The following is a 13,997-nucleotide window of genomic DNA, read 5'->3' on the forward strand; positions in this document are numbered from 1 at the left end:
GGGTCGGTGATCAGGTCCGTACGAAACACCAAGGTGGCAAACATCCGAAAGTCGATATCCCCGGACTTGAACACCGCGCCCACCTTCGGCAACCGTTCCCGCATCGCCCGCGCGTAGCGCAACCGGCTCGCGGCCAACCCCTGACTGATCCGCAAGGCCGCGGCCACCTCGGCGGCCGCCGCCGCCTCGGTGTCGACCGCCCAGTCCTCGGTCTCCGAACACCGCGACAACCGGTAGGCGAACAACTTGCCGATCGCGACCAACTGGGCGGCCGCGGCCCGGTTCTCCGCCCGCGCCGACCCGCAGATGTCGTCGATCAACGCCCTCGACTCCCCCGTGGTCGACGGATAATGCCGCTCGAACTGCTCATCGAACCGCGCGATGACTTCTTCGAACATACGTGCGATCATGCCACCGGCCACCGACAACTTCAGTCATCGCCGGCGAACCACTGTTGAGCTGCGCAGACGGCGCCTATCCTGCCCCCATGGCGTCGAGCGTGTCGGGCAAGGTCGCATTCATCACCGGCGGAGCGTCGGGCATCGGCGCAGCGCTGGCCACCAAGTTGGTCGACGGCGGCGCGCAGGTCTGGCTCGCCGATCGCCAGCTCGAGGCGGCCCAGCGGCTGGCACAGCGCCTCGGCGGCGGCAAGGCCCACGCGATCGAGCTCGACGTCCGCAGCTACCCCGCGTTCGAGGACGCGGTCGCCCAGGCCGTGCAGCGCTCCGGGCGGATCGACTACCTGTTCAACAACGCCGGCATCGGCGTCGGCGGTGAGGTCGACTCCTACAGCCTCGAGGACTGGAACGACGTCCTGGCCGTCAACCTGCACGGTGTCGTGCACGGCATCCAGGCCGTGTATCCGATCATGATCCGGCAGCGCTCGGGCCACATCGTGAACACGGCGTCGATGGCCGGTCTGCTGGCCGGCCCCGGCACCGTCAGCTACACCGCCTCCAAGCACGCCGTCGTCGCACTGTCGAAGGCGCTGCGGCTGGAGGCCGAACGCCACCACGTCAAGGTGTCCGTGCTGTGTCCGGGCGCCATCCGCACCCCGATCCTCACCGGCGGCGTCTACGGCCGGATGAACAATACGGGCGCCAGCGACGAGGACATCCTCAAAGCCTGGGAGCCGACGCGGCCGATGGCGCCGGAGAAATTCGCCGATCGTGTCCTGCGTGCCGTGCTGCGCGGCGACGCCATCGTCATCGTGCCGGCGTGGTGGAAGGCGCTGTGGTACCTGGAGCGCCTGTCGCCGACCATTTCGATGCAGGTGGGACGACTCGTGCTCAAACGCCTGCGCGAATTGGGTTCCCGCGCTTCGTGATCCGTCGGCCGCCGGCGAAAGCGGAGTCCGCCGATTCGTCGTCGCGACCTGCGCTCCTTAAGGCACGCTGAGAACCAGCTGCGAACCCGTTTGCGCAGCATGACGCCGGGTACACAGCCGATGCGCTTCGGTCGCGACGCGTCGTCGGGACCTCCTCGGTTGAAAGACACAGCTGGGCGCTTCCCAGTTTTCTGGGCGGCTTTGGCGACCGTTACTGCACCCACAGTGCGGATGCCGAAGCCCGCCGGGACCGTGTTTCCTTCCAGCCCGAAGGCGAGGTCGCTTGATGGATACGACGACGGAATCGCTCGGCGAGCGACAAGCCACCGACCGTTCGATCTACGAAACCAGCCCGGGCCGGTAACCGCCGGCCAGGCATACGCGCGCGAGAAAGGGAGACAGATGTTGTTGCTGGGCAACGGCGGACGGCAAAAGGGCCGCACCGCCGGCGACGGACTCGGCGAGGTCCAACATTTGGCCGGGCGAGCGTTATACGACGTCGCGCACGGCCGCTTCGAACGCTCGCTGTCCGGTCTGACCGCCATCGCGGCAATGGTCACCACGGCCGAAATCTACTTCGAGCACTACAAAGCGAGCTTCGGCAACAAATGGATGTGGAGCCCGATCGTGGTGACGCCGCCCGTGGTCGTCGCCGGCATCGGCGGCGTGTTCTCCCGGCGCTGGGCGAAGCTCTGGCTGCCCATCACCGCGGGCATCTACACGGCCAACGGCCTGATGGGCGAATACCTGCACGCGCGCGGGGTCGCGCGCAAGCCGGGCGGGTGGAAGAACGCCTCCTACAACGTGCCGATGGGGCCTCCGATCGCGGCGCCGGGATTGATGTGCATGGTCGGCGGGATGGGGCTATTGGCGTCGATCCTGCGCCGCGAACGGTTCCGGGATTAGGGAGCTGGGATCCCCGAGATGGCCAACACCGCACGCCCCGACCACCTGCCCAACCTGCGCCCCGACGGCAAACCGCCGCACCCGTCCTGGCTGCCCAAGCAGCGGCGCGGCGTCACGCCGCAGATGATCGGGCGCTACCCCGACTACGACGTGCTCGAGACCGCCGACAACTGGGACGAGGCCACCCGCAAGGTGGTGCTGGCCCGCCTGGAACCGCCTGGGCCGCTGCGGTTTTTCACCCCCGAAGAGGAGCCGTGCCTGCGCGCGTTCTGCGACACGGTGCTCGCGCAGGACGTCGAACCGCGGGTGCCGGCGGCCGAGTCGGTGGACTCCAAGCTCGCCGACGGGCGCCTCGACGGCTACCAGTACGCCGACATGCCCGACGACCGCGACACCTGGCGGCTGGTGCTGCGCGGGCTCGATGAGACGGCGAGGAACCACTACGGCGCAACCTCTTTCGCCGACGCCGATATCACCACCCGCGAGGCGATCATCGACAAATTCTCCCAGGCCGACCTGCAGGGCGGGGCGTGGCAGAGCCTGAACGTCAAGCGGGCATGGTCGGTGTGCATGCGAATGACGTTGTCGGGCTTCTACTCCCACCCGTGGGCGTGGAACGAGATCGGGTTCGGCGGCCCGGCCTACCCGCGCGGCTTCATGCGCCTCGGCGGCGCCACCGGTCCGGCCGCCGCGCGCGAACCGTACGAGACCCGCGGCGCCACCGACGAGGACCCGGTGCGAATCGTGAACAACGGGGAGCTGTGATGGGCGACTTCCTGCGGGGTCTGTTCAAGGGTGCGGTCGGACCGAAGGACAACGACTCGCGGTTCCTGCTCGACGTGCACACCCGCGATCTACCGGGCGAAAAGACCATGCGGCGCTACGCCGATGACGACGAGGTCGATTTGGTGGTCGTCGGTGCCGGCGCCGGTGGCTCGGTGCTCGCGCAGCGGCTGGCCCGCGAGGGCTGGCGGGTGGTAATCCTGGAAGCCGGCCCGTTCTGGCATCCCGACGAGGACTGGGTGTCCGACGAGGCCGGATCGCACGCGCTGTACTGGACACAGAAACGCATCATCGGCGGCGACGACCCGATCGAGTTGGGCAAGAACAACTCCGGGCGCGGCGTGGGCGGCTCGATGGTGCACTACGCCGGATACACCCCGCGATTCCACCCCAGCGACTTCGAGACCTACACCCGCGACGGGGTCGGGGCGGACTGGCCCATCCGCTACGAGGACATCCGCCGCCACTACGAGCGTGTCGAGCTCGAGCTGCCGGTGGCCGGCCAGAACTGGCCGTGGGGCGATCCGCATCGCTATCCCTTTGCGCCGCACCCTATTTCGGGTGCCGCCGCCAAGATCTGGCGGGGGGCGCTCAAGCTCGGCATCGAGATGCGAGTCGGGCCCGTCGGCATCGTCAACGGCACCTTCGGCAATCGCCCGCACTGCATCTACCGCGGCTACTGCCTGCAGGGCTGCAAGGTCAACGCCAAGGCCAGCCCGTACGTCACGCACCTGCCCGACGCGCTGGCCCATGCCGTGGAGATCCGCGCCAACTGTATGGCCTCGCGCGTCGAGCTGGACGAGAGCGGCGCCGCCCGCGGCGTGGTCTACTACGACGAGGTGGGCGGCAAGGAGCGGCTGCAACGCGCCAAAGTGGTTGCCATAGCCGGGTATTCGATCGAAACACCGCGGCTGCTGTTGAACTCGGCCAGCGACCGCTTCCCGAACGGGTTGGGTAACAACGACGACCAGGTCGGGCGCTATGTGATGGTCCAGGGCGCCACCCAGTCCGCGGGCCGGTGGTCCGAGGAGGTGCGGATGTACAAGGCGCCGCCCCCGGAGGTGACCTCCGAACAGTTCTACGAGACCGACCAATCCCGTGGCTTCGCCCGGGGCTTCGCCATCCAGACCGTATCGCCGTTGCCCATCGGCTGGGCCGAACACGTGCTGGCCGAGGGGCACTGGGGCCGCGCGATGCGGGAGTACATGCGCGATTACAACCACTGGGCGACCGTCGGCGTGCTCAACGAGCTGCTGCCGCTGCCGGACAATCGCGTGACGCTGGCCTCTGGGGATGAAGCGGACCCGTACGGCATCCCGGTGGCCCGGTTCGACTACACGCTGTGCGACAACGACAAGGCCAACATGGCCTACTCCACCAAGGTGATCGGCGACATCCTGCACGCCGCCGACGCCCAGGACGTGCTCACCATCCAGCGCTTCGCCCACCTGATCGGCGGCGCCCGGATGGGCACCAGCCCGGACAATTCGGTCGTCGACTCCGATCAGCGCGTGTGGGGCGTCCCGAACCTGTTTCTGGCCGATGGCTCGGTGTGCCCCACGCAGGGCTCGGCGAACCCGGCGCTGACCATCATGGCGCTGGCCTCGCGGCTCGCCGAACGGCTGGCCGGCGGGAAGATCGATACCACTGCGGGACGGAGGTCGGAGGCGAGAGCCCGTGGCTGACCGAACGATCGACGTCGAGACGACCTTCGCCCCCCGGGTGCTGCGTGAGTACGCGTTGCTCGCCGACGGCGAGCGCGGCGCACTGATCGGGCCGCAGGGCGACATCGCGTGGATGTGCGCGCCGCACTGGGATTCCGACGCCGTCTTCTCCAATCTCATTGGCGGCGGCGGGGTTTACGCGATCACGCCGACCGACGTCCGGCACGTGTGGGGCGGCTATTACGAGCCGGGCACCCTGATCTGGCGCAACCGCTGGATCACCCGCGACGGCACCGTGGAATGCCGTGAGGCGCTCGCCTTTCCGGGCGACCCCGACCGGGTGGTGCTGCTGCGCCGCCTCACGGTGTGCCGCGGGACGGCGCGGGTGCGGGTGCTGCTGGCGCCGGGCTCGGGGTTCGGCAAACACGGCCTCGGCCAGCCGTCCTGCGAGGACGGCGTGTGGAGCGGCCGCTCGGGCCGGTTGCACTGGCGGTGGCTGGCCGGCTGCCAGGCCCGCGTCGTCAAGGCCTCGCACGACAGGAGCGAGCTGCTCACCTGCGAGATCACCCTCGAGGACGGCCGGCACCACGACCTGGTGCTGGAGCTGTCCGAACGCGCGCTGCCCGAGCGGCCGCCGGACCCCGACCTGGCCTGGGACGCCACCGCGGCCGCCTGGCAGCGCAGCGTGCCCCGGCTGAACTGCACCATCGCCGCGCGCGACGGCAGCCACTCCTACGCGGTGCTGCGCGGCCTGACCAGCAGCGGGGGCGGCATGGTGGCCGCCGCCACCATGAGCCTGCCTGAACGCGCGCACACCAACCAGAACTACGACTACCGCTACGCCTGGATCCGCGACCAGGTGTACGCCGGCATGGCCGCCGCCGCCGTCGGCACCACCGAACTGCTGGACCGGGCGGTCGAATTCGTCGGCGCCCGGCTGCTCGAGGACGGCCCCAACCTCAAGCCCGCCTACACCGTCACCGGCGGCGCGGTGCCCGGCGAGGAGACGCTCGACCTGCCCGGCTATCCCGGCGGCTCGGACAAGGTCGGCAACTGGGTCAACCAGCAGTTCCAGCTCGACGTCTTCGGTGAGGCGCTGCAGTTGCTGGCCAAGGCGGGTGCCGCCGACCGGCTCGACGCCGAGGGGTGGCGCGCGGTGCAGACCGCCATCCGGGCCATCGAAAAGCGTTGGCGTGAACCGGATGCCGGGGTGTGGGAAATCGAGAACGAGCACTGGACGCAGTCCCGGCTGGCCTGTGTGGCCGGGCTGCGCGCCGTCGCCAAGCTGGCCGGCGCCGGGCCAGAGGTCACCGCGTGCACTTCCCTGGCCGACGCGATCCTGGCCGAGACCGCGTCGAGCAGCCTGCACCCGCACGGCTACTGGCAGCGCAGCCCGCGGCTGACGGGGGTGGACGCGTCGTTGCTGCTGCCGCCGGTGCGCGGCGCCGTGCCCGCCGACGACCCCCGCACCCGGGCCACCCTGGACGCCGTTCGCCGCGAACTCACCGAGGACGGGTTCGTCTATCGCTTCCGGCACGACGAGCGCGAGCTCGGCGACGCCGAGGGCGCCTTCCTGCTCTGCGGATTCATGATGGCGCTGGCCGAACATCAACTGGGCCACGGCGATTGCGCCATGCGCTGGTTCGAACGCAACCGCGCCGCGTGCGGCCCGCCGGGGCTGTTCTGCGAGGAGTACGACGTGCGGCAGCGCCAGCTGCGCGGCAACCTGCCCCAGGCATTCGCGCACGCCCTGATGCTCGAATGCACGGCCATCCTCACCGACGACGACGCCCACCATCAGTGACAACTCCGACCGAGCGAAAGGCAGTTCTGCGATGACACAGACAGTGGTGATCACCGGAGCCAGCGCCGGCATCGGCCGCGCCACCGCGAAAGAGTTCGGGCGGCGCGGCGCCAACGTCGCCCTGCTCGCCCGCGGCGCCGCGGGGCTCGACGGCGCCGCCCGCGACGTCGAGGCCGGCGGCGGCAAGGCGCTGGCGATCCCGACCGACGTGGCCGACCACTCGGCCGTCGTCGCCGCCGCCGACGAGGCCGAATCCGCCTTCGGCCCCATCGACGTGTGGGTCAACGTAGCGTTCACCTCGGTGTTCGCGCCGCTGCGCGAGATCAGCGCCGAGGAGTTCAAGCGCGTGACCGAGGTGTCCTACCTCGGCTACGTGCACGGCACCATGGCGGCGCTGGCCAAGATGCGCCCCCGCAACCTCGGCACCATCGTGCAGGTCGGCTCGGCGCTCAGCCAGCGGTCGATCCCGTTGCAGTCGGCCTATTGCGGCGCCAAGCACGCGGTCAACGGGTTCACCGAATCGGTGCGTTGCGAACTGTTCCACGAGGGCTCGAAGGTGCGGATCACCGTCGTGCAGATGCCGGCGGTCAACACCCCGCAGTTCTCCTGGGTGCTGTCCCGGCTGCCCCGCCATCCCCAGCCGGTGCCGCCGATCTACCAGCCCGAGGTCGCCGCGCGGGGCGTGGTGTATGCCGCCGACCATCCGGGCCGAAAGCAGTATTGGGTCGGCGATTCCACCATGGTGACGCTGCTGGGGCAGAAGTTCGTCGCGCCGCTGCTGGACCGCTACCTCGGGCGCACCGGCTACGACTCCCAGCAGACCGAGGAACACGTCGGGCCCGGCCGGCCGCACAACCTGTGGCAGCCGCTGGACGACGAACCGGGCACCGACCACGGCGCGCACGGCCAGTTCGATGACAAGTCGCACGCGCGCAGCCCGCAACTGTGGGCGTCCCAGCATCCCGCCATCAGCGGTACCGGCGCGCTCGGCGCGGCGGGGGTGGGCGCGTGGCTCGCGGCGCGGGCGGGCCGCCGGTGGGCGCGATGACAACCGCGCGCATCGACGCGGCTATCGAAGGGGTCACCGCGCAGGCCTACGAAATCCCCACCGACGCACCGGAAGCCGACGGCACCCTGTCGTGGTCGTCGACCACGCTGGTGCTCGCCGAGGTTGCGGCCGGCGGCCGGCGCGGCATCGGCTACACCTACGCCGACGGCGCGTGCGCCGCGTTGATCACCGGCAAGCTCGCCGGCACGCTCACCGGCCACAGCGCCGTGGACATCCCGGCCCGGTGGCAGTCGATGGTCATCGCGATGCGCAACAACGGGCGGCCCGGGCTGACGTCGTGCGCGATCTCCGCGCTCGACACCGCGCTGTGGGACCTCAAGGGCAAGCTGCTGGAGCTGCCGGTGTGCCGGCTGCTCGGCATGGCGCACCCCGAAGTGCCGATCTACGGCAGCGGCGGCTTCACCACCTACGACGAGCGCACCACGCGTGCCCAACTCGAACGCTGGGTCGGCGAGTGGAAGATCCCGCGGGTGAAGATCAAGATCGGCGAGTCATGGGGCTCCGACGTGGGCCGCGACCTGGATCGAATCGCCTTGGCGCGCAAGGTGATCGGGCCGGACACCGAACTGTATGTCGACGCCAACGGCGGCTACCGCCGCAAGCAGGCCATCCGGGTGGCCCACGCCATGGCCGACCACGGCGTCACCTGGTTCGAAGAACCCGTCTCCTCCGACGACCTGGCCGGCCTGCGGGAGGTGCGCGACCAGGTGAGTCCGGATGTCACCGCCGGCGAGTACGGCTACGACCTGGCCTACTTCAACCGGATGCTCGCCGCCGACGCGGTGGACTGCCTGCAGATCGACGTCACCCGCTGCGGGGGCATCACCGACTGGGTGCGCGCCGCGGCCGTGGCCGCTTCCTACAACGTCGACGTGTCCGGGCACTGCGCTCCCAACCTGCACGCCCACGTCGCCACCACGATCCCGAACCTGCGACACCTGGAGTACTTCCACGACCACCACCGCATCGAGCACCTGCTCTTCGAGGGCGCCCTGTCCCCCGAGGGCGGGGCCCTGCGCCCCGATCAGCACCGCCCGGGCTTCGGGTGCGAGTTCAAACACCGCGACGCCGAGCGGTACCGGGTGGCCTAGGCATGGAGCCGCGCAAAAACGGGAATTGACAAGCCAAGGTTTTCACAACGGGGATTGGGGAATCGCACCATGACGGTGAACTCCAGCGACGACACTGTTGAGCGCCGTGAGCCGGTGGTGACTGACGTCGTCGAGGAAGGCGACCTGAGTGCGGTCGACCTGGTGCTGGGCCTCGGCGAGCCGCAGCGCGTCGGCAGGTTCTGGTTCTACATCGACGGCCATCGCTGGGAGTGGTCGGACGCGGTCGCGCGCATGCACGGCTACAAGCCGGGACAGGTCAAGCCCACCACGGAACTGCTGCTGCAACACAAGCATCCGGACGACCGGGAGCGGGTGGCGGCCGTGCTCGACCGCGTGATGAAGGGCAAGCCGTTCAGCAGCCGGCACCGCATCATCGACACCGCCGGTCGCACCCGGTGCGTCGTCGTCGCCGGCGATCGGATGGTCGACGGCACCGGTGCGCTGGCCGGCACGTCCGGGTTCTACGTCGACGTCACCGACTCCCTGCACTCCGACATCACCAACGTGCTGTCGGCGGTGGCCGATGCCCGCGCGCGCATCGAGCAGGCCAAGGGCGTGCTGATGACCGCGTACGGCATCTCGGCCGAGCGCGCGTTCGACATCCTGGTGTGGCGTTCCCAGGAGGCGAACCTGAAGCTGCGCGACGTCGCGAGCCGCTTCCTGGACGCCGTGGCCAGCAAGGCGTCGGCGGAAACCCAAAGCCAGGTGGACCACGCGCTGCTGACCCTCGGCTAGCGGCGGGACGCTAGGGTCGGCCCGGTGGCGCACCTACTTGGGGCCGAGGCCGTACACCTCGAATATCCGACTCAGGTGGTCTTCGACTCGATCACGCTCGGGGTCAACGACGGCGCCCGCATCGGCATCGTCGGGCGAAACGGCGACGGCAAATCCAGCCTGCTGCGGCTGCTGACCGGTCAGCAACGACCCGACGCCGGGCGGGTCACCCGGCGCAGCGGGTTGCGGGTCGGCGCGCTGAGCCAGGCCGACACCCTGGACCCGGACCGCACCGTGGGCTACACGCTCGTCGGCGAGGCGGCCGAACACCAGTGGGCCGGCGACGCGCGGGTGCGCGACGTGGTCGCCGGGCTGGTCTCCGACATCGCCTGGGAGGCAACGGTTTCCACCCTGTCCGGTGGGCAGCGTCGCCGGGTGCAGCTGGCCCGATTGCTGATCGGCGAATGGGACGTGATCGCGCTCGACGAGCCCACCAACCATCTCGACATCGAGGGCATCACCTGGCTGGCCGGGCATCTGCGGCAACGCTGGGCGCGCAACACCGGCGGGCTGCTGCTGGTGACCCACGACCGCTGGTTCCTCGACGAAGTCGCCACCACGACGTGGGAGGTGCACGACGGAATCGTCGAACCGTTCGACGGCGGCTACGCCGCCTACGTTCTGCAGCGCGTCGAGCGGGACCGGATGGCCGCCGTCGCCGAGGCCAAGCGGCAGAACCTGATGCGCAAGGAGCTGGCGTGGCTGCGCCGCGGCGCGCCGGCTCGGACGTCAAAACCCAAGTTCCGGATCGAGGCGGCCAACCAGCTGATCGCCGACGTGCCGCCGCTGCGCAACACCGTCGAACTGGCCAAGCTGGCCACCGCCCGGCTGGGCAAGGACGTGGTCGACCTGCTCGACGTCTCGGTCTCGTTCGGGGGCCGCCCGGTGCTGCGCGATGTCGAGTGGCGGATCGCCCCCGGCGAGCGCACCGGCATCGTCGGGGCCAACGGCGCCGGCAAGTCGACCCTGCTGAGGTTGATCGACGGCACCATCGAGCCGGACGCGGGCCGCGTCAAACGCGGCAAGACCGTGCGCCTGGCGGTACTCGACCAGCAGGGCGACGCGCTGGCCGCGGTCCGCGGCGACCGGATCGCCGATGTGCTGGGCCGACTGCAGGGCGGCTACCAGGTCGACGGCCGCGAGGTCACCCCGGCGCAGCTGCTGGAGCGACTCGGCTTCGGCGTGCGCGGGTCTCAAGGCCAGCTGTCGGCCCGCGTCGAGGATCTCTCCGGCGGTGAGCGGCGGCGGCTGCAGCTGTTGCTCACCCTGCTTTCCGAGCCCAACGTGTTGCTACTGGACGAGCCGACCAACGACGTCGACACCGACACGCTGGCCGCCATGGAGGATCTGCTGGACTCGTGGGCCGGCACGCTGATCGTCGTCTCGCACGACCGCTATCTGCTGGAGCGGGTCACCGATCAGCAGTACGCGGTGCTCGACGGCCGGTTGCGGCACCTACCCGGCGGCGTCGACGAGTACCTGCGGCTCGCCGGCGAGCGGACCGCCCGGGCCGCCCAGGATTCGCCGCGGCCCGCTTCCCCGCCCGAGGCCCAGGCGATGTCCGGCGCACAACGCCGGGCCGCGGAAAAGGAGGTGGCCGCCCTGGACCGGCAGCTCGCGCGGTTGGCGGACCGGATCGCGGACAAGCACCACGAACTGGCCGCGCACGACCAGTCCGACCACGTCGGCATCACCCGGCTCACCCGGGAGTTGCGCGCGCTCGAGGACGAGGTCGCCGCGACGGAGGGACGCTGGTTGGAGCTCTCCGAGTTGCTCGAGTAAACACTTGGGCCGCAACGGGTTTCGCGAGAGCGTCAGTGCCAGCGCAGCAGCACCAGTTCGGACCCGAAGCCGGGCCCCATCGCGAGCAACAGGCCGGGGCTGGCGGCCGGCGGCGGTTTGGCGATGGTGTCGCGCAGGATGTGCAGCACCGACGCCGACGAGAGGTTGGCCACCTCCCCCAGCGAGCGCCAGGTCAGTTCCTGCGCCTCCGGGGGCAGTTCGAGGCTCTTGGCGATCGCGTCGATCACTTTGGGGCCGCCGGGGTGGGTGACCCAGGCGCCGATGTCGTCCTTCGTCAGCCCGTGCGGCGTGAGGAAGCTGCTCACGTCGTCGGCCAGATAGCGGTCGATGACGTTGGGCAGCTCCGGCGACATCGTCGGTTGCACGCCGTCCGAGCCGATGTTCCAGCCCATGATGTGCAGCGATTCGGGATACAGGCGGCTGCGCGAATCCACGATGTCTGGCCCGGCGGAATTCAATTGCTGGGCGCGACGGTCCCCGGCGGCGACCACGGCGGCGGCGCCGTCGCCGAACATCGCCGTCCCGACCAGTCCCGACACGGTCGGGCGGACCGTCGGAAAGGTGAGCGAACACAGCTCGACCGACACCAGCGCGGCGACGCCGTCCGGGGCACCGCGCAGGTAGTCGTGCAGCCGGCCCACCCCGGCCGCCCCGGCCGCGCAACCCAGGCCGAACAGCGGCATCCGCCGCACGTCCGGGCGCAGGCCCAGCCGCCCGACGATCCGCGCGTCGAGTGACGGCACCGCGATGCCGGTCACCGTCGTCGTGGCGATCATGTCGATGTCCCGCGGTCGCAGCCCGGCCTCGTCGAGCGCGCCCAGCAGCGCTTCACAGCCCAGTTCCACGGCCTTGTCGACGAAGATCTCGTTGGTGGCACCGAAGTCGGTGAGCTCGTGGTAGCGCTCGAGGGGCAGCACCAGGTGGCGGCTGTTGACCTTGGCGGCGGCGTGCAGGCGCCGGACGATCTCTTCGTGCTCGGCCAGCGCGGGGAACTTGACCACCTGGTCGGTGACCTCGCTTTGGCTGTAGCGATGCGGCGGCACTGCGCCGAACACACCCGCGATGACGCTCATGATCTGCTCTCTTGGTTGCCGACCAACCTCAATACGGCTCCGCGTAATGCCGGAAGTTTATGCCGTCCCGTAGCGCGGCGCAAAAGTCTTTGGTATTCAACACATGCCTCATTAGGGCGTCTTGCTGTTCGCGTAATCATATCCGCCAGTGGGGAATTCATCACTCGGTGTCTTCCTCGTCCGCCGAGCTCAGCGCCATCGCGATCAACGCGTCCGGGCTCAACGAGTCGATGTCGTCGGCACCGGAATGTGCGTCTGCGGCCGACGTTTCCGGTGCGCCGGCGAGCAATAAGAGTTTTTCGAGCATTCCCGTTCTTCGGAGCTCGCGCACCGGAATCTTGCGCAGCGTCGACCAAATTCTTTCGTCGTCGGATTCGCCCGCCTCGTCGTGCAGCAGTTGCCGGCGAAGATGATCGGCCAACGCGGCCGGCGTCGGATAATCGAAGATCAGCGTTCGCGACAAAGCCAGTCCGGTATGGCTGGTGAGACGGTTGCGCAGTTCGACCCCGATCATCGAGTCGAACCCGAGGTCGCCGAACGCGCGGTCGTGGTCGATGGCGTGGCCGCCGGGATGCCCCGAGACGGCCGCCGCGTGCTCGCAGACCAATTCGACCAGCACACGGTGCTGATCGTCGAGGGCCAGTCCGTGCAACCGCTGCGCCAGGTCGGGTGCTCGAGCCGCCGTGGCGGGCGGCGCCGCCCCGGCTCCACCGGATCCCAGCCAAAAACGTTGCCGTGCAAAGCCGTACGTGGGCAAGTCGATCCGCCGGGCGTTGCGTCCGGCGAACACGGCGGCCCAGTTCGGGTCGAGGCCGCGGGTGAACAGCCGGGCGGCCGCGAACACCAGCGATTCCGTTTCGGGGTGGTCCTTGGCCATCGTGGGCACCGATACGGCCTGCGGCGTGCTCAGCGATTGGTCGACCGCCGCCGTCAGCGCCGCGCCCGGGCCCAGCTCCACGAAGGTCCCGGCGCCGGCGGCCTCGGCGGCGCGCACCCCCTCGAAGAAGCGCACCGGCTGGCCGATGTGCGCCGCCCAGTACTGCGGCGAGCCGTAGCCGCCGCCCGCGAACTGGCCGGTCAGGTTGGACACCAGCCCGATTCGCGGCTGCCTGGCCTCGATGTCGGCCACCGCCGCGGCAAACTGCGCCACCATGGGCTGCATCAGCGACGAGTGAAACGCGTGCGACACCGCCAGCCGATGCACGCGCCGACCCATCCGGGCCAGCCGGTCCGCCAGCGCTTCGACGGGGGCCTCGGCGCCGGACAGCACCACCGCGTTGGGGCCGTTGACCGCCGCGAGGCTCACCCCGTCGGTCAGCAGCCCGGCGACCTCGGCTTCGCCGGCCTCGACCGCCACCATCACCCCGCCGGCCGGCAGTTGCGCCATCAACCGGCCTCGCGCCGCCACCATGCGCGACGCGTCCGCGAGCGACAGCACCCCGGCCACGCACGCCGCGGCGATCTCACCCACCGAGTGCCCCATCACCACATCCGGTGTCACACCGAAGGATTCCCACAAGGCCGCCAGCGCGAGGTGATGTGGGGCGACGACCCGGAGTTGTTGCGCAGTACCGAGTTTGCCCAGCCGGCCTTGTTCGTGTTGGGCCTCGCGCTGGCGGCCTTGTGGGAATCCTTCGGTGTGACACCGGATGTGGTGATGGGGCACTCGGTGGGTGAGATCG

12 protein-coding genes and 1 pseudogene are annotated in these 13,997 nt (G+C 69.8%); 10 read left to right on the forward strand and 3 right to left on the reverse strand.

Annotation, left to right across the window (positions count from 1 at the left end; all coding sequences use genetic code 11):
• Positions 1–398 (reverse strand): DUF222 domain-containing protein (locus tag A5622_RS26445; RefSeq protein ID WP_156753102.1); only part of this gene is annotated, 398 nt, incomplete at its 3' end.
• 89 nt (positions 399–487) lie between these two features.
• Between A5622_RS26445 and A5622_RS26450 the strand changes: the two genes are divergently transcribed.
• The 9 genes from A5622_RS26450 to A5622_RS26490 all read left to right on the forward strand — a co-directional run bounded on the left by A5622_RS26450 (position 488) and on the right by A5622_RS26490 (position 11,221).
• Positions 488–1,327 (forward strand): SDR family oxidoreductase, encoded by an 840-nt coding sequence (locus A5622_RS26450; RefSeq protein ID WP_066882233.1) that lies wholly within the window; start codon positions 488–490, stop codon positions 1,325–1,327.
• A 402-nt stretch (positions 1,328–1,729) separates the two neighbouring features.
• Positions 1,730–2,233 (forward strand): hypothetical protein, encoded by a 504-nt coding sequence (locus A5622_RS26455; RefSeq protein WP_066882235.1) that lies wholly within the window; start codon positions 1,730–1,732, stop codon positions 2,231–2,233.
• An 18-nt stretch (positions 2,234–2,251) separates the two neighbouring features.
• On the forward strand, positions 2,252–2,998 hold the full coding sequence (locus A5622_RS26460; protein WP_066882237.1) for a gluconate 2-dehydrogenase subunit 3 family protein: 747 nt from the start codon (positions 2,252–2,254) through the stop codon (positions 2,996–2,998).
• Positions 2,998–4,701 (forward strand): GMC family oxidoreductase, encoded by a 1,704-nt coding sequence (locus tag A5622_RS26465; protein ID WP_066882239.1) that lies wholly within the window; start codon positions 2,998–3,000, stop codon positions 4,699–4,701. The genes A5622_RS26460 and A5622_RS26465 overlap by 1 nt, the downstream gene beginning before the upstream one ends.
• Positions 4,694–6,484 (forward strand): glycoside hydrolase family 15 protein, encoded by a 1,791-nt coding sequence (locus A5622_RS26470; RefSeq protein WP_066882241.1) that lies wholly within the window; start codon positions 4,694–4,696, stop codon positions 6,482–6,484. Before A5622_RS26465 ends, A5622_RS26470 begins: the two co-directional genes overlap by 8 nt.
• A 31-nt stretch (positions 6,485–6,515) precedes the next feature.
• Entirely contained in the window at positions 6,516–7,532 is a 1,017-nt protein-coding gene (locus A5622_RS26475) for an SDR family oxidoreductase (RefSeq protein ID WP_066882243.1), read from the forward strand.
• Positions 7,529–8,644, forward strand: coding sequence for an enolase C-terminal domain-like protein (locus A5622_RS26480; RefSeq protein ID WP_156749110.1), 1,116 nt, complete (start codon positions 7,529–7,531; stop codon positions 8,642–8,644). Before A5622_RS26475 ends, A5622_RS26480 begins: the two co-directional genes overlap by 4 nt.
• A gap of 69 nt (positions 8,645–8,713) precedes the next feature.
• The gene (locus tag A5622_RS26485; RefSeq protein ID WP_066870497.1) at positions 8,714–9,400 is read left to right on the forward strand and encodes a PAS and ANTAR domain-containing protein; all 687 of its coding nucleotides are present in this window, start codon (positions 8,714–8,716) and stop codon (positions 9,398–9,400) included.
• A 24-nt stretch (positions 9,401–9,424) separates the two neighbouring features.
• Positions 9,425–11,221: an ABC-F family ATP-binding cassette domain-containing protein gene (locus A5622_RS26490; protein ID WP_066882245.1), complete on the forward strand. Its 1,797-nt coding sequence runs from the start codon at positions 9,425–9,427 to the stop codon at positions 11,219–11,221.
• A 32-nt stretch (positions 11,222–11,253) separates the two neighbouring features.
• Here A5622_RS26490 and A5622_RS26495 read toward each other — a convergent pair whose 3' ends face one another.
• Entirely contained in the window at positions 11,254–12,315 is a 1,062-nt protein-coding gene (locus A5622_RS26495) for a type III polyketide synthase (protein WP_066882247.1), read from the reverse strand.
• A 160-nt stretch (positions 12,316–12,475) separates the two neighbouring features.
• A pseudogene (locus A5622_RS26500) lies at positions 12,476–13,849 on the reverse strand (acyltransferase domain-containing protein); the annotation flags it as partial.
• Between the two features lie 3 nt (positions 13,850–13,852).
• Here A5622_RS26500 and A5622_RS30895 point away from each other — a divergent pair.
• Positions 13,853–13,997, forward strand: a 145-nt coding sequence (locus A5622_RS30895; protein ID WP_369829256.1) for an acyltransferase domain-containing protein, incomplete at its 3' end; no start/stop codon positions are given.

The sequence above is a fragment of the Mycobacterium sp. 1245801.1 genome, assembly GCF_001673055.1.
Lineage (GTDB): Bacteria > Actinomycetota > Actinomycetes > Mycobacteriales > Mycobacteriaceae > Mycobacterium > Mycobacterium europaeum_A.